Annotated in this window: 18 protein-coding genes, 1 tRNA gene and 1 pseudogene; 16 read left to right on the top strand and 4 right to left on the bottom strand. The window is 39.2% G+C overall.

Annotated features, from left to right (window positions below; all coding sequences use genetic code 11):
• Window positions 1-6: 6 nt before the first annotated feature.
• The 4 genes from QM408_RS06730 to QM408_RS06715 all read right to left on the bottom strand — a co-directional run bounded on the left by QM408_RS06730 (window position 7) and on the right by QM408_RS06715 (window position 4863).
• The gene (locus tag QM408_RS06730; protein ID WP_414374021.1) at window positions 7-1089 is read right to left on the bottom strand and encodes a M24 family metallopeptidase; all 1083 of its coding nucleotides are present in this window, start codon (window positions 1087-1089) and stop codon (window positions 7-9) included.
• 127 nt (window positions 1090-1216) lie between these two features.
• Window positions 1217-1999: a lipid II isoglutaminyl synthase subunit GatD gene (gene gatD / locus QM408_RS06725; RefSeq protein ID WP_049499586.1), complete on the bottom strand. Its 783-nt coding sequence runs from the start codon at window positions 1997-1999 to the stop codon at window positions 1217-1219.
• Window positions 1999-3342 carry a lipid II isoglutaminyl synthase subunit MurT gene (murT, locus tag QM408_RS06720; protein WP_414374019.1) on the bottom strand — a complete coding sequence of 448 codons (1344 nt, stop codon included), beginning with the start codon at window positions 3340-3342 and terminating at the stop codon, window positions 1999-2001. The genes gatD and murT overlap by 1 nt, the downstream gene beginning before the upstream one ends.
• A 204-nt stretch (window positions 3343-3546) precedes the next feature.
• The gene (locus tag QM408_RS06715; protein WP_004255717.1) at window positions 3547-4863 is read right to left on the bottom strand and encodes an FAD-containing oxidoreductase; all 1317 of its coding nucleotides are present in this window, start codon (window positions 4861-4863) and stop codon (window positions 3547-3549) included.
• Between the two features lie 329 nt (window positions 4864-5192).
• Between QM408_RS06715 and cshA the strand changes: the two genes are divergently transcribed.
• From cshA to QM408_RS06635, 16 genes and pseudogenes are all read left to right on the top strand, one after another.
• Window positions 5193-6767 carry a degradosome RNA helicase CshA gene (gene cshA / locus QM408_RS06710; protein ID WP_150922544.1) on the top strand — a complete coding sequence of 525 codons (1575 nt, stop codon included), beginning with the start codon at window positions 5193-5195 and terminating at the stop codon, window positions 6765-6767.
• Between the two features lie 256 nt (window positions 6768-7023).
• A complete protein-coding gene (gene codY / locus QM408_RS06705; RefSeq protein ID WP_000940738.1) occupies window positions 7024-7812 on the top strand; it encodes a GTP-sensing pleiotropic transcriptional regulator CodY in 789 nt (262 codons plus the stop codon).
• Window positions 7812-8387 carry a cysteine hydrolase family protein gene (locus tag QM408_RS06700; protein ID WP_414374016.1) on the top strand — a complete coding sequence of 192 codons (576 nt, stop codon included), beginning with the start codon at window positions 7812-7814 and terminating at the stop codon, window positions 8385-8387. The genes codY and QM408_RS06700 overlap by 1 nt, the downstream gene beginning before the upstream one ends.
• 80 nt (window positions 8388-8467) lie before the next feature.
• Window positions 8468-8553 (top strand) — tRNA-Leu (locus QM408_RS06695).
• A gap of 138 nt (window positions 8554-8691) precedes the next feature.
• Window positions 8692-9969 (top strand): ABC transporter permease, encoded by a 1278-nt coding sequence (locus tag QM408_RS06690; protein WP_033684895.1) that lies wholly within the window; start codon window positions 8692-8694, stop codon window positions 9967-9969.
• Between the two features lie 12 nt (window positions 9970-9981).
• Window positions 9982-10629, top strand: coding sequence for an ABC transporter ATP-binding subunit Vex2 (gene vex2, locus QM408_RS06685; RefSeq protein WP_414374014.1), 648 nt, complete (start codon window positions 9982-9984; stop codon window positions 10627-10629).
• A 50-nt stretch (window positions 10630-10679) separates the two neighbouring features.
• Window positions 10680-12059 (top strand): ABC transporter permease subunit Vex3, encoded by a 1380-nt coding sequence (gene vex3 / locus QM408_RS06680; protein WP_414374012.1) that lies wholly within the window; start codon window positions 10680-10682, stop codon window positions 12057-12059.
• A gap of 141 nt (window positions 12060-12200) precedes the next feature.
• Complete coding sequence (vncR, locus tag QM408_RS06675) at window positions 12201-12857, top strand: response regulator transcription factor VncR (protein WP_261150383.1); 657 nt, start codon at window positions 12201-12203, stop codon at window positions 12855-12857.
• The gene (gene vncS / locus QM408_RS06670; protein WP_261150384.1) at window positions 12854-14182 is read left to right on the top strand and encodes a sensor histidine kinase VncS; all 1329 of its coding nucleotides are present in this window, start codon (window positions 12854-12856) and stop codon (window positions 14180-14182) included. The genes vncR and vncS overlap by 4 nt, the downstream gene beginning before the upstream one ends.
• A 139-nt stretch (window positions 14183-14321) precedes the next feature.
• Window positions 14322-15203 carry a class II fructose-bisphosphate aldolase gene (locus QM408_RS06665; protein ID WP_001018995.1) on the top strand — a complete coding sequence of 294 codons (882 nt, stop codon included), beginning with the start codon at window positions 14322-14324 and terminating at the stop codon, window positions 15201-15203.
• A gap of 415 nt (window positions 15204-15618) precedes the next feature.
• Window positions 15619-16332, top strand: a complete 714-nt coding sequence (locus tag QM408_RS06660) for a DUF5986 family protein (protein WP_000429394.1) — start codon at window positions 15619-15621, stop codon at window positions 16330-16332.
• A gap of 26 nt (window positions 16333-16358) precedes the next feature.
• Window positions 16359-17519, top strand: a complete 1161-nt coding sequence (locus QM408_RS06655; protein ID WP_000939332.1) for an XRE family transcriptional regulator — start codon at window positions 16359-16361, stop codon at window positions 17517-17519.
• 60 nt (window positions 17520-17579) lie between these two features.
• Window positions 17580-19991 carry an nSTAND3 domain-containing NTPase gene (locus QM408_RS06650; protein WP_261150386.1) on the top strand — a complete coding sequence of 804 codons (2412 nt, stop codon included), beginning with the start codon at window positions 17580-17582 and terminating at the stop codon, window positions 19989-19991.
• Window positions 19992-20222: 231 nt separating this feature from the next.
• Window positions 20223-20384: pseudogene (locus QM408_RS06645) on the top strand (phosphoglycerate mutase); the annotation flags it as partial.
• Between the two features lie 318 nt (window positions 20385-20702).
• Window positions 20703-21695, top strand: coding sequence for an ABC transporter ATP-binding protein (locus tag QM408_RS06640; RefSeq protein WP_077804885.1), 993 nt, complete (start codon window positions 20703-20705; stop codon window positions 21693-21695).
• Between the two features lies 1 nt (window position 21696).
• Complete coding sequence (locus tag QM408_RS06635) at window positions 21697-22515, top strand: ABC transporter permease (protein ID WP_060628603.1); 819 nt, start codon at window positions 21697-21699, stop codon at window positions 22513-22515.

The raw sequence follows: 22515 nt of genomic DNA, 5'->3' as shown, positions 1-22515 counted from the left end.
AGAATATTAATCAAAATAAAGCAAGTCTTTGCTGGTGCTTGTAAAGAGGTCAAAGCCATCCTTGGTAACAACACCGCAGTCTTCAATACGAACACCGACTTTACCAGGGATATAGATACCTGGTTCAACAGAGAAGCACATGCCTTCTTCGATGACTATGTCGTTTCCTTCCATGATAGATGGGAATTCATGGACATCCATACCGATACCATGACCGAGACGGTGGTTGAAGTATTCGCCGTAACCAGCTTTTTCGATGACCTCACGGGCAGCGCGGTCCACTTCATGGGCAGTCACACCTGGCTTGATAAAGTCAAGAGCAGCTTGTTGGGCTTCAAGAGTCAAGTTGTAAATGTCTTTCTTGAATTGGTCAGGTTTACCGACAGCGACTGTACGAGTCATATCTGACGCGTAGCCATTGACGAGGACACCAAGGTCAAAGAGGAGAAGAGCATCATTTTCCACCTTGTTAGCTGCTGGGATACCGTGTGGATTTGCAGCATTGTCACCAGTCAAGACCATGGTATCAAAGCTCATTTCATAGCCTTCACGTTTCATGGCAAAGTCAATTTGGGCAATAATATCTGTCTCAGTCTTATCAAGAGAAATATTGTCAAAACCAACATTGACAGCCTTGTCCGCATAGAGACCTGCCACCATCATTTTTTGCACTTCATCAGCTGATTTGATGAGGCGCATGCGTTGGATACGAGGAGTGAGGTTTTCAAACTCAGCAGTTTCAAAAACGGTTTTTAAACCATGATATTTGGTCAAGATAAGATTGTCAAACTCAACAGCGACACGTTTGAAGTCAAGTTGAGGAAGAGCATGTTTCATTTTTTGCCATGGATTTTCAGAATCCACATAGCCCACAACTGGGAAGGAAACGGTGCTGCTTGCACGTTCTACTTCAAGGGCTGGGACAAAGAGGAGAGGTTCCTGATTTGCTAGGACAAAAAGGAACATTTGGCGTTCATGGGGATCACTGTAAAAGCCAGTGAGGTAATTGATTGTGACGGGGTCAGATACGACAGCGACGTCTAGTTTTTCTGATTCAAGATATGTTACGATTTGTTGTAATTTAGACATATGCTACCTTCTTTCTACCCCTCTATTTTGGCAAAAAAAGAGAGAAAATGCAAGGGAGAAGGGTAAAAGAACAGACAAAAAGAACTCCGACAAGATAACGGAGTTCTTTGATATCATTTTCCTTTGTTTAAGAAAAGTCAGCCTTGCTTTTGACATCACTGTATTCTTCAGCGATTTCTTGGCTGAGAATGTCCTCATAAGCAGGGAGTTGAATGTCCTGACCATATTTCTTCTTGAGGGCAGTAGTGACTAGGCGATAAGCTAGATTGGCATTACGAGAGAGGATAGGCCCGTGGAAGTAGGAACCAAAGACATTCTTATAATGAACACCTTCGCCGACTTTTTCTTCGTTATTTCCATTTCCATAGACAACCTGTCCCAGCGGTTTTTGATCATCTGAGAGGAAGGTACGGCCCTGATGATTTTCAAAACCATAGTAGGTTTCATCGAAATCTTCATTGTGAATCTTGATGTCCCCGATAAAACGGTTATTGGTCTGGTTGAGCGTGTAGTGGCCCATGACCCCTAGTCCTTCGATGCGTCTCCCTGAAGCTTCAACATAATATTGGCCCAATAGTTGGAAACCACCGCAGATAGCCAGAACCACACCGTCGTTTTGGATGTAGTTGTCAATGCTCTCTTTTTTAGCAGGTAGGTCGTCTGCAATGATACTCTGTTCAAAGTCTTGACCACCACCGAAAAAGGCAATGTCGTAGTGATTTTCATCAAAGTTATCATGGAGAGAAACGATGTCAACCGTCACATGGGCTCCCAGTTTTTCAGCCACATACTTGAGCATGAGGATGTTTCCATTGTCCCCATAGGTATTCATGAGATTTCCGTAGAGGTGGGCAATGTTGAGCTGATAGGGGTAATTGCCAGCTTTTGAGGAAAGTGAAGTATAAACCATTAGTTCATCTCCTTTCTAACAATCTGACGACTAGCCAGCAGTTCGCGGAATTCAAGCATAGCAGTATAGGTAGCTAGAATATAAGCATGCTTGCAGTCTTGGTTCTCAATGGTCTTAAGAACTTGCTCCAGACTACTTGTTTCAGTAATTTTATCAGCTGGATAGCCAGTTACTCGTAGACGACGTGCGATTTCAGAATGGCGAACACCGCCAGCGTTGATTTCGGGAATGTCCATGTCAGTGATTTGTTCAAAATCAGCATCCCAGATCCAGCTGGTGTCAATTCCATCTGCATAGTTGGCATTTAGGAGGACAGAGAGGCTAAATGGATAAGGAGCTAGTTTAATCATCTCGATAGCTTGGGTCGCACCGACTGGATTTTTAATCAAGACGAGGGTGCATTCCTTGTCACCGATATGGAAGGTTTCCTGGCGTCCAAAGACAGCACGACTCTTATCAAATCCCTGCTTGATTAGTTGGGAATCTGCGCCGAGGAAACGGGCGATAGCCACAGCAGCTAGGGCGTTGTAGATGTTGTAAAGTCCACCGATTTGGATGCCGTATTCTTGGCCGTCAATGACAAAGCGAGAGCGATTGTTGGTTAACTCAACTAGTTCTGTCAAGCGATAGTCGAGATCAGGACGTTTACATCCACAACCTTCACAGATATAGGCACCCAAGTTTGCATAAGTATTGTGCTCATATTTGAGGATGCCTTGGCAGTCAGGGCAGAGGATTCCTTCGGTATTATAGTGAGCCAGCTGAGCTGGACCTTTCTCCAAGTCAAAACCAAAATACTGTACAGGATTTGGAATAGCTGGCTTGTAGAAAAGTGGACTGTCTCCATTAAGAAGAACAGTGGCAGTAGGCACCTTACGAATGGCATCCAAAATCATCTTGTAAGTTGTGTAAATCTCACCATAGCGGTCCATCTGGTCACGGAAAATATTAGTAATAACAAATAAGCTTGGCTTGATGTAGTCACAGATACGAGATAGACTGGCTTCGTCGATTTCTAAGACGGCAATATTTTTCCCAGTTTTTGAAGATTTGGCTGTTAAGAAGGTTGTCGCAATCCCTGTAATCATGTTGGCACCGCTTGGGTTGGTAAGAACCTGACCATAAACCTCTTTTAAAATGCCGACAGTGAGGGCAGTTGTCAGGGTTTTTCCGTTGGTTCCAGTGACTACGACAATCTCATAGTTCTTAGCTAGGTTTTGTAAAATATCTTTATCAAATTGAAGGGCGACTTTTCCTGGGAGCGTACTTCCACGGCCAAGACGGCTCAAAACGAAGTGGGAAGAACGCCCAGCAAGAAGGCCCAAGGTAGTTTTTAATTTCATGTTTCTATTATATCATAAAAGAGGGAAAAGACGGATTTGAGGTTCCGCAGAAGTAAAAACAGCCCACAGAGGGCTGTTCGTTAAGATGAGATTTTAACTTATACTCAATGAAAATCAAAGAACAAACTAGGAAGCTAGCCGCAAGCTGTACTTGAGTACGGTAAGGCGACGCTGACGTGGTTTGAATTTGATTTTCGAAGAGTATTAAATCGCAAACAAGTCATTCAAGTTTTCAGCCAAGGTTGGGTGAGTGAAGATTTGTTTTGTGAAGTAAGTGTAAGGAATCTTGTTGTCCATAGCAACAGTGATGATGTTGATGATTTCTTGAGAACCTTCTGAGAAGATGCTTGCTCCAAGAATTTCTTTTGTTTCAGTATTAACCACAGCTTTGAAAGCTCCACGAAGGTCTCCGTTTACGTGACCACGAGGCATGGCTGCAACAGGAATTTCCTTAACGGCGTATGGAAGTTTCAAATCAGCTGCTTGGCTTTCAGTCAAACCAACTTGTGAAAGTGCAGGTGTGATAAACATGGTGTTTGGTACATTGAGACGGTCTTCAAGCGTGTAGCTGCCATCTCCAGCAAGGTAGCTGTAAACAACACGGAAGTCATCAAGTGAAATGTAAGTAAATTGAAGTCCACCGTTGACATCCCCAACCGCAAATACACCAGGAACGTTTGTTTGACAATGTTTGTCTACTTTAATAGCACCACGTTCAGTTAGTTCAATATCTGTATTTTCAAGTTGAAGTGGTTCTACATTTGGTTTGCGTCCAGTTGCGTAAAGAAGGGCATCGAAACGGTAAGTTTCGTTTTCAGTCACAACGAGCACTTGGTCACCGTCGTTTTTGATTTCAGTAGTACGGATATTTTGAAGCAATTCAATACCGTCTTCTTCCATGTATTGTTTAGCAAGAGCTGCGATGGAAGGTTCTGCACGAGGTAGGAAAGTATCCAAGGCATCTAGGACTGTAACCTTGCTTCCAAGTTTGTTGTATAGGCCGGCAAATTCAAGACCGATATTTCCACCACCAAGGACTCCAAGGTTTTCAGGTAATTTGTCCAAGTTTTGGATACCTGTTGAGTCAAAGACGTTTTTGCTTGTAGCAAGTCCAGGGATTGGCAAGACGTTTGAAACAGCACCAGTGTTGATGACGATTGTTTCAGCAGTCAGTTCTTTCTTTTCATCACCAGCTTGGATTTCGATGACTTTATTTGAAAGGAAGTGAGCTTCCGCATCAAAGATATCGACGCCTGTACCAGCAACAGTCGCATAGTTTTTACCGTTGAGGCGACTAGTGATAGTGTTTTTGGTAGCAATCACTTCTTCAAAAGACAAGTCTTTCTCAGCAGCAACCAGCAAAGTTTTAGTTGGGATACAACCGATGTTGATACAAGTTCCACCGTACATAGCTTTGCTACGTTCAACGAGGGCAACTTTTTTACCAGCTGAAGCCAATTTACCTGCTAGTGTTTTACCAGCTTTACCAAATCCGATAACGATTAAATCATAAGTTAACATTTAGAGTTCCTCCTATTCGAATTTCATTCTAGCATAAGAAAAAAACTTTTGCACAATTCTGCTACGCTTTAAAAAAGTTTATGAAATAGTGGAAATTTCATCCTTATTTTCTCTGAAAAATCGTTTACATGAGTTTATCGATAGATTGGGCTATCTTTTGCTTCTCTCTTGTGTTATACTAGATAGGTTGCAAAGAAAACAGTACTTTTCTTTTGTGGAAAAGAAGCAACACGATTTTATATCCAGTATATGAAAATACGTCATAAAAAGAAAAGTATAAACTAAGCCCTATAGGGTGGCTTCGCACCACCTTTAGAAAGAAGAATATCGTGAAATTTAATGAATTAAACTTGTCTGCTGATTTGCTAGCAGAGATTGAAAAAGCTGGTTTTGTAGAAGCCAGTCCGATCCAAGAACAAACCATTCCCTTGGCCCTTGAAGGCAAGGACGTTATCGGTCAAGCTCAGACTGGTACAGGAAAAACTGCAGCCTTTGGCTTGCCTACCCTTGAAAAAATCCGTACAGAAGAAGCAACCATCCAAGCCTTGGTCATCGCTCCAACTCGTGAACTTGCTGTCCAAAGTCAAGAAGAACTTTTCCGCTTTGGTCGTAGTAAGGGAGTCAAAGTCCGCTCAGTATATGGCGGATCAAGCATTGAAAAACAAATTAAGGCTCTTAAATCTGGTGCCCATATCGTGGTGGGAACTCCAGGTCGCCTCTTGGACTTGATTAAACGCAAGGCCTTGAAATTACAAGATATTGAAACTCTTATCCTTGACGAAGCGGATGAAATGCTCAATATGGGCTTCCTAGAAGATATCGAGGCCATCATTTCTCGTGTCCCTGAAAACCGTCAAACTTTGCTTTTCTCAGCAACTATGCCAGATGCCATCAAACGTATCGGTGTTCAGTTTATGAAAGAACCTGAGCATGTCAAGATTGCTGCTAAGGAATTGACAACAGAATTGGTTGACCAATACTATATTCGTGTTAAAGAACAAGAAAAGTTTGATACCATGACTCGTCTCATGGATGTGGAACAGCCTGAGCTTGCTATCGTATTTGGTCGTACAAAACGTCGTGTAGATGAATTGACTCGTGGTTTGAAAATCCGTGGCTTCCGTGCAGAAGGAATTCATGGTGATTTGGACCAAAACAAACGTCTTCGTGTCCTTCGTGACTTCAAAAATGGTAATCTCGATGTTTTGGTTGCGACAGACGTTGCAGCGCGTGGCTTGGATATTTCAGGTGTGACCCATGTCTATAACTACGATATTCCACAAGATCCTGAAAGTTATGTTCACCGTATCGGTCGTACAGGTCGTGCTGGTAAGTCAGGTCAGTCTATTACTTTCGTATCACCAAATGAAATGGGCTACCTCCAAATCATTGAAAACTTGACTAAGAAACGTATGAAAGGTCTCAAACCTGCAAGTGCAGAAGAAGCCTTCCAAGCAAAAAAACAGGTAGCTCTCAAGAAAATCGAACGTGATTTTGCAGATGAAACTATCCGTGGCAACTTTGAGAAATTTGGTAAGGATGCTCGTAAGCTAGCTGCCGAATTTACTCCAGAAGAATTGGCAATGTATATCTTGAGTCTGACTGTTCAAGACCCAGATAGTCTTCCTGAAGTGGAGATTGCACGTGAAAAACCACTGCCATTTAAACCATCAGGTAATGGCTTCGGTGGTAACGCTAAGGGAGGTCGTCGTGGAGATGACCGTCGTGATAATCGCCGAGGAGACAACCGTCGTGGTGGTCGCCGTGATGATTTCAAAAAAGGAAGTCGTGGCAACGATCGTTTTGATAAGGAAAAACGTTACCGTAAGGATAATAAAAAACCACGCAATACTTCAAGCGAAAAGAAAACAGGCTTTGTTATTCGTAACAAGGGCGATAAATAATAAAAAGCGGTTCAAAATGAATCGCTTTTTTATATAAGGAGACCGAATGGAAAAAGAAAGATAAATAAAATAGATATATTATCTTTTTGTAATATTATAATACACAAAAATAGGGGGCTTGTCAATAGAAAAGAAGCAATTTAATTAAAAATATTCTTGTTTTTTCAAATTGCAATTAAATAAGCAATTTTCAGATAATAATTGAAAATTCAAGCTGTTTATGTTATAATGATAGCGATTAAATTCGAGGTGAAAAATGGCACATTTATTAGAAAAAACTAGAAAAATTACTTCTATCCTGAAGCGCTCAGAGGAGCAGTTGCAGGAAGAACTTCCCTACAATGCGATTACCCGTCAATTGGCAGATATTATTGACTGTAACGCCTGTATCGTCAATAGCAAGGGACGTCTCCTTGGTTATTTTATGCGTTACAAAACCAATACAGATCGTGTAGAGCAGTTCTTCCAAACTAAGATTTTCCCAGATGACTACATTCAAGGTGCGAACATGATTTACGATACAGAAGCCAATCTGACAGTTGATCATGATTTAAGCATTTTTCCTGTGGAAAGTCGTGCCGACTTTCCAGATGGTTTGACGACTATTGCACCGATTCATGTATCAGGGATTCGACTTGGTTCTTTGATTATTTGGCGCAATGATAAAAAATTCGAAGACGAGGACTTGATTCTTGTTGAGATTGCGAGTACCGTTGTTGGGATTCAACTCCTTAATTTCCAACGTGAGGAAGATGAGAAAAATATCCGTCGCCGTACTGCTGTTACCATGGCGGTTAATACTCTGTCTTACTCCGAACTTCGTGCTGTTTCAGCCATTTTAGGGGAATTAAATGGAAATGAAGGGCAGTTGACTGCGTCTGTGATTGCAGACCGTATTGGAATAACCCGTTCTGTGATTGTCAATGCCCTTCGTAAACTTGAGTCTGCAGGGATTATTGAAAGTCGCTCACTTGGAATGAAGGGAACCTATCTTAAGGTCTTGATTTCAGATATTTTTGAAGAAGTGAAGAAAAGAGATTACTAATGACTAAGGCTTTGATTTCGATTGATTATACAGAAGATTTTGTTGCAGATAGTGGAAAATTGACAGCAGGTGCTCCAGCTCAGGCGATTTCGGATGCCATCAGCAAGGTAACTCGGTTAGCTTTTGAACGCGGAGATTACATCTTTTTTACCATCGATGCTCATGAAGAAAACGATTGTTTCCATCCAGAAAGCAAGCTGTTTCCTCCTCACAATTTGATTGGAACTAGTGGACGGAATTTATACGGAGATTTGGGGACCTTTTATCAAGAGCATAGTTCAGACAGTCGTGTCTTTTGGATGGATAAACGCCATTACTCTGCTTTTTCAGGGACTGACCTGGATATCCGTTTGAGAGAGCGTCGAATTTCTACAGTTATTTTAACCGGAGTTTTGACGGATATCTGTGTCCTGCATACAGCTATAGATGCCTATAATCTAGGGTATGACATCGAGATTGTTAAACCGGCTGTTGCATCTATCTGGCCTGAAAATCATCAATTTGCCCTAGGTCATTTCAAAAATACACTTGGAGCTAAGTTAGTAGATGAAAATCTAAATGAATTTTCAGAGTAATTTGGTTGATGAAATGAAAAAAATTGAAAAAAAGTGTTGACAAGCATCCTAAAAGTTGATATACTAGTAAAGTAATCGACGCGGGGATGGCGGAATTGGCAGACGCGCAGGACTAAGGATCCTGTGACCGCTTTAGGTCGTGAGGGTTCAAGTCCCTCTCTCCGCATAGGATAAGAGTTAGCTTAGGCTAGCTCTTTTGTTTTCATATAATTCAAGTAGAGCAAAAAAATTTTGCTCTTTTTTGTATTTCATAAACATTTCATATTTGGATTTTATAATAGTCTTACAAATATGGAGGTGACAAATGAATCCGATCCAAAGAGCTTGGGCTTATGTCAGCAGAAAACGACTGAGAAGTTTTATTTTATTTCTGATTTTATTGGTCCTATTGGCTGGAATTTCAGCCTGTTTGACTCTGATGAAGTCCAACAAAACAGTTGAAACCAATCTTTACAAATCACTCAATACCTCTTTTTCTATTAAGAAGATAGAAAATGGTCAGACATTCAAGTTGTCAGACCTAGCATCTGTAAGCAAGATTAAGGGACTGGAAAATGTTTCTCCTGAACTCGAGACGGTCGCAAAACTAAAAGACAAGGAAGCAGTGAGTGGCGAGCAGAGCGTGGAACGTGATGATTTGTCCGCTGCGGATAAGAATTTGGTTAGCTTAACAGCTCTTGAAGATTCATCTAAGGATGTCACCTTTACCAGCTCGGCTTTCAACTTAAAAGAAGGGCGACATCTTCAAAAAGGGGATTCAAAGAAAATCATCATCCACGAAGAGTTGGCTAAGAAGAATAGTCTTTCCCTTCATGACAAGATTGCCTTAGATGCTGGTCAGTCAGAAGCTGGCAAAGGGCAAACAGTGGAGTTTGAGATTGTCGGCATCTTTTCTGGTAAAAAACAAGAGAAATTTACAGGCTTGTCTTCTGACTTCAGTGAAAACCAAGTCTTTACAGACTATGAAAGTAGCCAAAGCCTTTTGGGAAATGGTGAATCTCTAGTCAGTGCAGCGCGCTTTTATGTAGAAAATCCTAAGGAAATGGACGAACTCATGAAGCAGGTAGAAAACTTGGCCTTGGGAAATCAAGGCTACCAAGTTGAGAAGGAAAATAAGGCTTTTGAACAAATCAAAGACTCGGTTGCTACCTTCCAAACCTTCCTAACCATCTTCCTTTATGGGATGTTGATAGCAGGAGCAGGGGCCTTAATTCTTGTTTTGTCTCTCTGGTTGAGAGAAAGGGTCTATGAAGTGGGGATTTTACTGGCACTTGGAAAAGGCAAGAGCTCGATCTTCCTACAATTCTGTTTAGAGGTAGTTCTGGTATCTATTGGTGCTTTGCTTCCAGCATTTGCTACAGGAAACGCAATCACATCCTACCTACTCCAAACTCTACTAGCAAGTGGAGATCAGGCAAGCTTACAAAATACACTAGCCAAAACAAGTGGTCTATCAAGTAGTTTATTATCTTTTGCAGAGTCCTATGTCTTTCTGTTGTTGATTAGTTGCTTATCTGTAGCCCTTTGTTTCCTATTCTTATTTAGAAAATCGCCTAAAGAAATTTTATCATCTATTAGTTAAGAAGGAGAAATCATGACTTTATTACAATTACAAGACCTTACCTACCGTTATAAGAACACTGCTGAAGCAGTCCTATATCAGATCAATTATAATTTTGAACCCGGGAAATTTTACAGTATTATTGGGGAGTCAGGAGCAGGAAAATCCACACTCTTGTCCCTCCTTGCTGGTCTAGATAGTCCTGTTGAAGGTTCTATCCTTTTTCAAGGAGAGGATATTCGTAAGAAGGGCTATTCTTACCATCGCATGCACCATATTTCCCTGGTCTTTCAAAATTATAACTTGATAGATTATCTTTCTCCACTGGAAAATATCCGCTTGGTCAACAAAAAGGCAAGCAAGGATACACTTCTTGAGCTTGGTTTGGATGAAAGTCAGATCAAGCGGAATGTTCTCCAGTTATCAGGTGGTCAACAGCAACGTGTTGCTATCGCTCGTAGTCTGGTATCAGAAGCTCCAGTGATTCTAGCGGATGAGCCAACAGGAAATCTGGACCCTAAAACTGCTGGAGATATTATCGAACTGCTCAAATCACTTGCTGAGAAAACAGGAAAATGTGTAATAGTCGTTACCCACAGTAAAGAAGTGGCGCAAGCGTCAGATATTACACTTGAATTGAAGGATAAGAAACTTACTGAAACTCGCAATACTACAAAATAAGATGAGCTCGTTTTGATAGAATTATTAAATCAAATCTAGAAAGGGAATCTATGTTACACAACGCATTTGCCTATGTTACAAGGAAGTTTTTCAAATCGATTGTTATCTTCCTGATTATTCTCCTCATGGCGAGCTTGAGTTTGGTCGGCTTGTCGATCAAGGGAGCTACTGCTAAGGCTTCTCAGGAGACCTTTAAAAATATCACCAATAGCTTCTCCATGCAAATCAATCGTCGCGTCAATCAAGGTACGCCACGTGGTGCTGGGAATATCAAGGGTGAAGATATCAAAAAAATCACTGAAAACAAGGCCATCGAGTCTTATGTTAAACGTATCAACGCTATCGGGGATTTGACTGGATATGACCTGATTGAAACGCCAGATACCAAGAAAAATCTAACACCTGATCGTGCTAAACATTTTGGAAGCAGCTTGATGATCACTGGTGTCAATGACTCTTCCAAAGAAGACAAGTTTGTCTCTGGTTCTTATAAGCTGGTCGAAGGTGAGCACTTAACAAACGACGACAAGGACAAGATCCTCCTGCACAAGGACTTGGCAGCCAAACACGGCTGGAAAGTAGGGGACAAGGTCAAACTAGACTCTAATATCTACGATGCAGATAATGAAAAAGGAGCCAAGGAAACAGTCGAAGTGACAATCAAGGGACTCTTTGATGGCCACAATAAGTCGGCAGTAACCTACTCACAAGAACTATACGAGAACACAGCTATCACAGACATCCATACAGCTGCTAAACTATATGGATACACAGAAGACACAGCTATTTATGGGGACGCAACCTTCTTTGTAACAGCAGACAAGAACTTGGATGATGTTATGAAAGAGTTGAATGGCATTAGTGGTATCAACTGGAAGAGCTATACACTCGTTAAGAGCTCCTCTAACTACCCAGCTCTTGAGCAATCCATCTCTGGCATGTACAAGATGGCCAACCTCCTCTTCTGGGGCAGCTTGAGCTTCTCAGTTCTTCTCCTTGCCCTCTTACTCAGCCTTTGGATCAACGCTAGACGCAAGGAAGTGGGAATCCTGCTCTCTATTGGTCTCAAGCAGGCAAGTATCTTGGGTCAATTCATCACTGAATCCATCTTGATTGCCATTCCTGCTCTTGTTTCTGCTTACTTCTTAGCTACTTACACAGCGCGTGCGATTGGAAATACTGTTCTTACCAATGTCACTTCAGGTGTTGCCAAGCAAGCCAGCAAGGCAGCTCAAGCCTCTAACCTGGGTGGCGGTGCAGAAGTAGATGGCTTTAGCAAGACCTTGTCGAGCCTAGATATTTCTATTCAGACATCAGACTTTATCATTGTCTTTGTCCTAGCCTTGGTTCTAGTGGTTCTCGTTATGGCGCTTGCTTCAAGCAATCTCCTCAGAAAACAACCAAAAGAGCTCTTGCTGGATAGCGAATAACAAACTTGCTACCTATTCTCCCCTAAATGGGGTATAATATAGGTAGCATTTTTATCTATTTCATTTTGATAAGGTCTCTTTCTTTTAAGATGAAACTGAGATAATTTACAAGAAATTTAAAGGAATGTGAAACGTTTTTCTATGAAAATTTTAATTGTAGAAGATGAAGAGATGATCCGTGAGGGGATTAGTGATTATTTGACGGATTGTGGTTATGAAACCATTGAGGCAGCGGACGGTCAGGAAGCTCTGGAGCAATTTTCTAGCTATGAGGTAACCTTGGTTTTACTGGATATCCAGATGCCCAAGCTCAACGGCCTAGAAGTCCTAGCTGAGATTCGTAAAACCAGTCAGGTTCCTGTCCTGATGTTGACTGCCTTTCAGGATGAGGAATACAAAATGAGTGCTTTTGCCTCTCTGGCAGATGGCTATCTGGAAAAACCTTTCTCCCTCTCCCTCTTAAAAGTGAGGGTGGACGCGATTTTCAAGCGCTATTATGATACAGGACGAATCTTCTCCTATAAAGATGCCAGGGTGAATTTTGAGAGCTACAGTGCCAGTCTAGCAGGTGAGGAAGTAGCCATCAATGCAAAAGAGTTGGAAATTCTGGACTATCTGGTGAAAAATGAAGGAAGGGCCTTGACTCGTTCTCAGATAATCGATGCTGTCTGGAAGGTGACAGATGAGGTTCCCTTTGACCGTGTTATTGATGTCTATATCAAGGAATTACGGAAAAAGCTAGATTTGGACTGTATCCTCACTGTGCGCAATGTTGGTTATAAATTGGAGCGAAAATGAAACGAACAGGTTTATTTACAAAGATATTTATCTATACCTTCTCGATTTTTAGTGTTCTGGTAATTTGTCTTCATTTAGCCATTTATTTTCTCTTTCCTTCGACTTATCTGAGTCATCGTCAGGAAACCATTGACCAGAAAGCGACAGCCATTGCCCAATCCCTAGAAGGAAAGGATAGGCAAAGTATTGAGCAAGTCTTAGACTTGTATTCCCAGACCAGTGAGATCAAGGGGACAGTAAAGGGAGAGATGACTGAGGACAAGTTAGAAGTCAAGGACAGTCTTCCTCTGGATACGGACCGTCAGACAACCTCTCTTTTTATCGAGGAGCGCGAGGTGAAAACGCAAGATGGTGGGACTATGACTCTCCAGTTTCTAGCGTCCATGGATTTGCAAAAGGAAGCAGAGCAGATTAGTCTTCAATTTCTTCCCTATACCTTGCTGGCCTCCTTTCTGATTTCCCTCTTGGTAGCCTATATCTATGCTCGGACCATTGTTGCTCCGATATTGGAAATCAAGCGAGTGACCCGTCGGATGATGGATTTGGATGCCCAAGTGCGATTACGCGTGGATTCTAAGGATGAGATTGGTGATCTCAAGGAACAAATCAATAGCCTCTACCAGCATCTTTTGACTGTTATTGCGGACTTGCATGACAAGAATGAAGCTATTCTCCAGCTGGAGAAGATGAAGGTCGAATTCCTACGAGGGGCTTCTCATGAACTGAAAACACCTCTGGCCAGTTTGAAAATTCTGATCGAAAACATGAAAGAAAATGTCGGGCGTTATAAGGATAGAGACCACTATCTGGGAGTTGCCTTAGGAATTGTGGATGAGCTCAATCACCATGTTCTCCAGATACTTTCTCTCTCGTCTGTACAGGAATTACGAGATGATAGGGAACAAATTGACTTACACCAGATGACGCAAAGTCTGGTCAAGGATTATGCTTTGCTAGCCAAGGGGAGAGAACTTCAGGTAGACATTAGTCTAACCCATCAGCAGGCTTACATAAACCCATCTGTCATGAAACTAATCCTATCGAATCTCATCAGCAATGCTATCAAGCACTCCACTTCAGGTGGCCTGGTCCGCATTGGCGAGAGAGAAGGAGAACTCTATATAGAGAATAGCTGTAGTCCTGAAGAACAAGAAAAATTGGCCCAGTCTTTTTCTGAAAATGCTAGTCGCAAGGCCAAGGGTTCGGGGATGGGACTCTTTGTGGTCAAAAGTTTATTAGAACACGAGAAATTACCTTATCATTTTGAGATGCAAGATGATCGCTTGACCTTCTTCATACGTTATCCCAAAGTCACTCAGGACTAATAAAAAGAAAGGGTTTACATTGGTTGGATTGTAAGAAATTCAATCTAAAGTATGGGAAAAACTAGCTTTTTTTATCAAAAAGTGATAAAATGAACAATGTAAATGGGATGTCCCAAAAAATATATAGGAGGCCTGACAAATGGCAATCGTTTCAGCAGAAAAATTTGTCCAAGCAGCTCGTGACAACGGTTATGCAGTTGGTGGATTTAACACAAACAACCTTGAGTGGACTCAAGCTATCTTGCGTGCAGCAGAAGCTAAAAAAGCTCCAGTTTTGATCCAAACTTCAATGGGTGCTGCTAAATACATGGGTGGTTACAAAGTTGCTCGCAACTTGATCGCTAACCTTGTTGAGTCAATGGGTATCACTGTACCAGTAGCTATCCACCTTGACCACGGTCACTACGAAGATGCACTTGAGTGTATCGAAGTTGGTTACACTTCAATCATGTTTGACGGTTCACACCTTCCAGTTGAAGAAAACCTTAAATTGGCTAAAGACGTTGTTGAAAAAGCACACGCTAAAGGTATCTCAGTAGAAGCTGAAGTTGGTACTATTGGTGGTGAAGAAGACGGTATCATCGGTAAAGGTGAATTGGCTCCAATCGAAGACGCTAAAGCAATGGTTGCAACTGGTATCGACTTCTTGGCAGCTGGTATCGGTAACATCCACGGTCCTTACCCAGCAAACTGGGAAGGTCTTGACCTTGACCACTTGAAGAAATTGACAGAAGCTCTTCCAGGCTTCCCAATCGTATTGCACGGTGGTTCAGGTATTCCTGACGACCAAATCCAAGCAGCTATCAAACTTGGTGTTGCGAAAGTTAACGTTAACACTGAATGCCAAATCGCATTCGCTAACGCAACTCGTAAATTTGCTCGTGACTACGAAGCAAACGAAGCTGAATACGACAAGAAGAAACTCTTCGACCCACGTAAATTCTTGGCTGACGGTGTAAAAGCTATCCAAGCATCAGTTGAAGAACGTATCGACGTATTCGGTTCAGAAGGTAAAGCTTAATCTAGCTGAACAATACAGATGAAACCTGCCTGTGAAGGTGGGTTTTTTGTGTTTTCTTTTATAGAGAATATACTAAAGACTACTATATCCAAAGTTGTTAAACGAATGTAATTTTTTACAATGATTCTAAGACTACTCTTAGCGAACGAATATAACAGCTTTAAACCTGTTTTCAAAAGAAATCACTGCCTTTCCCAAAGTAAATTGGAACACCTAATTTTTAGGAATACAGAGTAGCTAAATTAATGATAGAACTTTTATTCAAAATAACAATATGATTTTTCTAGTTTCGTGATCTAAGTATTAAAGGTATCCAAACAGATTAGGGAGATAAAATAATAATAAAAACCAATAATAGTTGACTTTTTTGAAAGAAAATCTTAAAATAAGACTATAAATTTCAATGAGGTGCTCTATGGAAAATTTACCAACCAAAATCTTTAAGTTTGCTCAAGTATTTTCAACAAATCGCAAGAAAGATATTGAAAAAATATATTCTGATAATGAGTTCGAGACTAAAAATAGTCGTCATAGTTTAAATTGGGATTTTATCTATCGAGATATTGCAATTATTGCTCAATCAAATGGATTAGTTTCACCTGTTATGCATATGGGTGCTCTATGGACAGCGAGAGGTGTAATTATCGAGGGAATCTTGTATGTTTTTATGATGCACAATAGATTTGAAGACGTTACTGAGAATTACGAAAAACATCACTATCTTACTTGTATAGCACGTTCAAAAAATTCCCATTTAAATGGAAAAGAGAAGGGTACATTGTCAATTGAATTATTTAACGACCTAGATAACGATGAGTTGAGCGAATCGCAAATTGCGCAATCGAAGAAGTTGTTAGGAGAGTTTTATAATTTAATTGATGAGATTAGAGTTATTACATTTGATAAGAAGACCCAAGAAGTGAGCGTTAACCAAGTAAATGCCTTTTGTGAATTTATTGATGCTGTAAATATCACAGAATTTGATTTTACAAAACTTGAAGAAGATGGACGTGGAAATAATCCTGAAAAACCTCTTGTTGCATTGAAATCTGACGTACAGAGACAATTGGAGTCCCAAAAGCATGTTAGTCTTTATGTTGAAAAAAAGGAAGAGAATGCTAAATTATGATATTTTATATAAAATAGGTGTAAATAATGCTTCAGATTAGTTTTAATGGTGCTCGCTTAAAAGAGGCAAGACTTTTTAACAAAAAAAGTATTACTCAGATTGCAGAGTTTTTAAACGTTTCAAAACAAATGGTTTCTAAATATGAAAAAGGACGAGCAACGCCAAGTGAAGAATCGTTAGAAATATTGGAAAAGAAATTAAAGTTTCCGAGAGATTTCTTTTTTGGAAATGATAATTTTAGCTTAAGTTCTACAGGCACATTTTTTAGAAGTCGTTACACAGCGACTCAAACAGAAAAAATGCCTGCAGAAATAAATAAAAACTATGTTGCTTTAATAAGAGATTATTTGGGAGAATTTATTGATTTTCCAAATCTTGACTGGGGTCTTTCTGGCTTAGACTATACCCCACAAGAATACGCAAGCTACATAAGAGAGAAATGGGAACTTGGAGATAGACCAATTGATAACTTGTCGTTGTTGATGGAGGAAAAAGGTTTTGTTATTTCTAGAATAGACACTCAGAGTGATAAAGTTGATGCTTTTGGTTCAGCTGTTAAAGTAAATAATAATGAGTATTATGTTGTTATATTAGAAGGGACAGAGTATTCATTCTATCGTCAGCAGTTTAGTTTAGCCCATGAATTAGGACATTGGTTAATGCATGAAAATTGTAAGTCGCCTCAAGACATGGGAGCAATTGAATATAAGCAAATGGAAGACGAAGCGAATGAGTTTGCGGCTGAATTTCTATTGCCAATGGATTCGTTTAAAGCTTCTATCATTGGGCATGAAAATGATCTAGAGTACTACAGGTATCTAAAAAGAATTTGGCAAGTTTCAATTAGTATGATGATAATGCGTGCTAAGTCGTTGAATATCATAGATTCTAATGAGTATACAAACTTGTATAAGAAACTTAGTTACAGAGGTTGGAGAAAAAATGAGCCGTTAGATTCAACAAAATTGATTAGCAATCCTCTATCTTTAAAACAGTCAGTAGAGCTATTAGTGGAAAATAGAATTGTGATGGACATATCTGCTGATATTTATAGAGTATACAATAAATTGTTGCCTAATTTTTTAATTGAGGATTTATGTGGCTTAGAGGCAGGATATCTTGATGAACTGAATGATAGGTATCCAAATATTATTAGTCTTACTAAAGAAAGAATAAGAAGATTATAGAATAGTCCGAAGCATAATATGTGATTAAACATTTGTAGGGATTTTAGAATTAGGAGAACTATGGATATTGGTATTCGTGCTGATGGAATGACTACATCAGACTTTGAAAATTTTGCTATTGAGATTGTAAAGAAAAAATTTGAAAATAAGAGTTTACATGGATTTAAGGAAGGGAGAGATGCCGGTATTGATGGAATAGATGATATCAAATCTCCTACTCTTATTATTCAAGCTAAACGGTGGCAGGTAACAAAAAATAAGACTACAGCTGTAAAACATTTAAAAGAAGAAATTGATAAAATTGCTCTGACGAAAGAAAAATATGGTTGGGTGACGGATTTTAAATATGTTATTGTTACAAGTATGGGGTTATCCCCTGCAAACTTAAAGGAGATTCGTGATTACGCAGATGAAATTATTCCTAATGCAATTCCGACCGATGATTATATTATTTACTCATCTACGTTAACCACTCTTTCTCAACAGAAAGAATATAGAGATGTTTTTATGGATTATGGATTGTTGGAGAAAGATATTTCAATTATCCTGAAGAGTGATCGACTGAAATCGGTAGAAGCAGAATCACAGGAATATTTTTCAGATTTTGATTCTAAATATTTTGTTGAAACGTCTTTTCTAGGGGAAGCATATCATATTTTACAAAGGGAACATATTGTATTAATTCAAGGACCAGCGGGAATTGGAAAAACAACAACTTGTTCAATGCTAGGAAATTTATTTTTAAATAATGATGATAATGTCTTTGATGTTATTGTTCGTAGAGTCGAGGAGATTAACGAGGTTCTCAAATTATATCATGAAGTTTATAGGGGGAGCGAAGATAGGAATCTTTTTGTAGTTTTTGATGATTTCTTAGGACGTAATAAGTTTGATGTTGAAGAGAGGATACTGCAAGATATAAGAAAACTATATTCCGCATCAACTTATACTAATAATCTCTTTATCTGTTTAAATTCTCGAACTCAAATTGTTCAAGATGCAACATCAATGAATTCTGAGTTTCAAAAACTAATAAATGAAAAGTTTTCAGAGGAAAGAAATTTTATTATTGATCTATCTAAGTACTCGGATGAAGAAAGAGCCCATATCTTTAGGAAAGTTTTTAAACGAAAAGCACACTATCTTGAAAACGATGACAAGAAAGAGCTTGTAGAAAAATATAACGATCTTATTGGACGAGATTGGACAAGAATTGTACAACATCGAAATTACTTTCCTAGGTTAGTAGAATTAATAGCAAATAATTTTAAGGATTCTAACGAAAATTTTTATGATTATGTAGTATATAATCTTGAGCATCCTAATCAGCTTTACAATAATTTATTTAACAATCTGAAGGATGAAGAAAAATATTTGTTATTTTCTTTATTACGATTCGATAGCTTCCCTATCAAAGAAGAGTGGTTGATAAACTCACTGCATGCTTTGGAACTTAATCCAACATTTGATTTTAAGAAATCGTTAAAAAAGCTTGATGGTTCATGGGTTACTTTTAAAAAAGAAAGTTTTGATGATGACAGTATGGTAGACTTTTTTAATCCTAGCATAATTGATTTTTTAAATGATAAATTAAAAGAGTATCCCAAAATAATTGAAAAAATAACTAAGAACTCTATTTACCTTCACCAATTATGTAAAGGGATCGATGGTTATGCATGGCGTGAATTAAATGAGTCGCAGAATATATTTTTTAGTAAACTGCTAGATGATTGGGAGAACTTTAAGGATAAAGATGATTTTATTGGCGAAAAAATTCTAGCTATTATATATTTAAGTCAATTTTCAAAATTTAAGAATGATTTTGAGGGGTTGCTGAGAATATATGATGGGCGGAATAATTTAAATAATTATCAGAATGGGTGGAGAAATATTATTAGTCAGATTTATTATTCTGATGATAAAGCAATGAAAAGAATATTTCTGAGTATTCTTAATGATGAAAGTGTTTTAGATAAACTGGTAAATAGTCCTTATCTTGACTCGGAAGTACTAGATGATATCGTAGATGAAATAAGTCGGATAATTTATGAGGTAAGTATAGAAGATGATGATTATCAAGAAGGATCTTTAAAAGAGATGTACTGCTATGGCTTTTTTAGACAGAAAAAAATCGAGTTGCTCCAAGATTATTTGGACAGTAGCAGTACTTTAGAAGAGGAAGTCGTTGATTTTACTTATGATCCAGTTGGCTTTGATTTGGATTGGGAAATTGAAAAGCAGGTTTCAGAATTTCAAGAAAAGTTAACTGAAAAGTTAACGGGTATTTATCCATGGGATGATATCAAAGTGGAGAAATTTGATTATTCCAGATTACAATTCAATCTTGAAGAATATATGGAACATCAATACAATATCTTTTCATTTGCAGATAGAGCCTATGATAGATGGAGAGATTCTCAACTGGAAGAAAGGGTGACATTAGAAAGTATTTTAAACAAACCACTGTTATAGTTTAGAAAGTAAGGTGCTAGACTAATCTCAGAAGTCACTAGAATCTTACAGACACAACCTATTTTTTGTACAATAATATTCTGAAAAAACCAAAATAATATAGTATTGGCTTTTTAGTTTCATTCTCCACATTTGTATTTCACAAAATCAGTTTACAAAAGGAAAATGAATTACTAACATCTATCAGTCAAAAATTTGTAGTTAATAGACATCTAATGAATGTCTATGATATCAGAAAAAACGATTTTACTTAGTTCATACGGGAATTTGATAGGAATACTACTTCATCACTTTGATTCCAGTTTTGATTATGAAAAATGGGAGTAGATGACTTTTCCAGATTGTTTTCTAATTGATAGAAATGGGATTGTAAAAAGAATTATGAAAGATTAGTACTTTGATTAAATAGTGATTCATATTGTTCAAAATAGTTTGCTTTTTATAATTCGTAACCTGCCCATTGGGCAGGTTTTTTGATGTTTTAAGGAAAATATCAAACCAGAATTTTTGATTAAAACTATTATTTTAAGAGTGAAATTTCTAATTTTATAATCTACAGGCAAACGCTTGCATTCCGTTTTTTATTGGACTATAATAGTTTGGTATAAGGCCTTCTGTAATAATAAAATGTAGAGGGTTTAGAAGGTAAGGATTTAGAATTTTTGTAGTCAAAAATACAATGTTGCTATTCCTTGCGACAGGGAGATAGATATGGCAATGATAGAAGTGGAACATCTTCAGAAAAATTTTGTGAAGACTGTTAAGGAACCGGGATTGAAGGGGGCATTACGCTCCTTTATTCATCCTGAAAAACAGACCTTTGAAGCGGTCAAGGATTTGACTTTTGAGGTACCAAAGGGGCAGATTTTAGGTTTTATCGGGGCTAATGGTGCTGGGAAGTCAACCACCATCAAAATGCTGACAGGGATTTTAAAACCGACATCTGGTTTTTGTCGGATTAACGGCAAGATTCCGCAGGATAATCGTCAGGATTATGTAAAGGATATTGGAGTGGTCTTTGGGCAACGTACCCAGTTATGGTGGGATTTGGCGCTGCAAGAGACCTACACGGTCTTGAAAGAGATATACGATGTGCCAGACTCGCTCTTCCACAAGCGCATGGACTTTTTGAATGAAGTCTTGGATTTGAAGGACTTTATCAAGGATCCTGTGCGGACTCTTTCACTGGGTCAACGGATGCGGGCGGATATTGCGGCCTCCTTGCTCCACAATCCCAAGGTTCTCTTTTTAGATGAACCGACCATTGGTTTGGACGTTTCCGTCAAGGACAACATTCGTCGGGCTATTACTCAGATCAATCAGGAGGAAGAAACTACTATTCTCTTGACCACTCATGATCTGAGTGATATTGAGCAGCTCTGTGATCGGATTTTTATGATTGATAAGGGTCAAGAGATTTTTGATGGAACGGTGAGCCAACTCAAGGAGACCTTTGGCAAGATGAAGACTCTTTCTTTTGAACTGGTATCAGGTCAAAATCACCTAGTTTCTCACTATGAAGGCTTTTCGGATATGACAATTGATAGACAGGGGAATAGCCTCAACATTGAATTCGATAGTTCTCGCTACCAGTCAGCTGACATTATCAAGCAAACCCTGTCTGATTTTGAAATCCGCGATTTGAAGATGGTGGATACGGATATCGAGGATATTATCCGTCGCTTCTATCGAAAGGAGCTCTAAGATGGTCAAATTGTGGAGACGTTATAAACCCTTTATCAATGCAGGTGTTCAGGAGTTGATTACCTATCGAGTCAACTTTATTCTTTATCGGATCGGCGATGTCATGGGGGCTTTTGTGGCCTTTTATCTCTGGAAGGCAGTCTTTGATTCCTCCCAGGAGTCTTTGATTCAGGGCTTTAGTATGGCAGATATCACCCTCTACATCATCATGAGTTTTGTGACCAATCTTCTGACTAGGTCAGATTCGTCCTTTATGATTGGGGAGGAGGTCAAGGATGGTTCCATCATCATGCGCTTGTTGAGACCAGTGCACTTTGCGGCATCTTACCTTTTTACAGAGCTTGGCTCCAAGTGGTTGATTTTTATCAGCGTTGGCCTTCCATTTTTAAGTGTCATTGTTTTGATGAAAATCTTATCTGGTCAAGGGATTGTAGAAGTGCTGGGATTAACTGTCCTTTACCTCTTTAGTTTAACGCTGGCCTATCTGATTAACTTTTTCTTTAATATTTGCTTTGGATTTTCAGCCTTTGTGTTTAAAAATCTTTGGGGTTCCAACCTACTTAAGACTTCCATAGTGGCTTTTATGTCTGGAAGTTTGATTCCCTTGGCTTTCTTTCCAAAGGTTGTTTCAGATATTCTGTCCTTCCTGCCTTTTTCATCATTGATTTACACTCCGGTCATGATTATCGTTGGGAAATACGATGCCAATCAGATTCTTCAGGCGCTCGCTTTGCAGTTTTTCTGGCTCTTAGTGATGGTGGGCTTGTCTCAGTTGATTTGGAAACGAGTCCAGTCCTTTATCACCATTCAGGGAGGTTAG

Origin of the sequence: Streptococcus mitis (genome assembly GCF_047464965.1) — a bacterium.
GTDB lineage: Bacteria > Bacillota > Bacilli > Lactobacillales > Streptococcaceae > Streptococcus > Streptococcus mitis_DU.
This window is presented reverse-complemented; position numbering and strand designations above follow the sequence as displayed.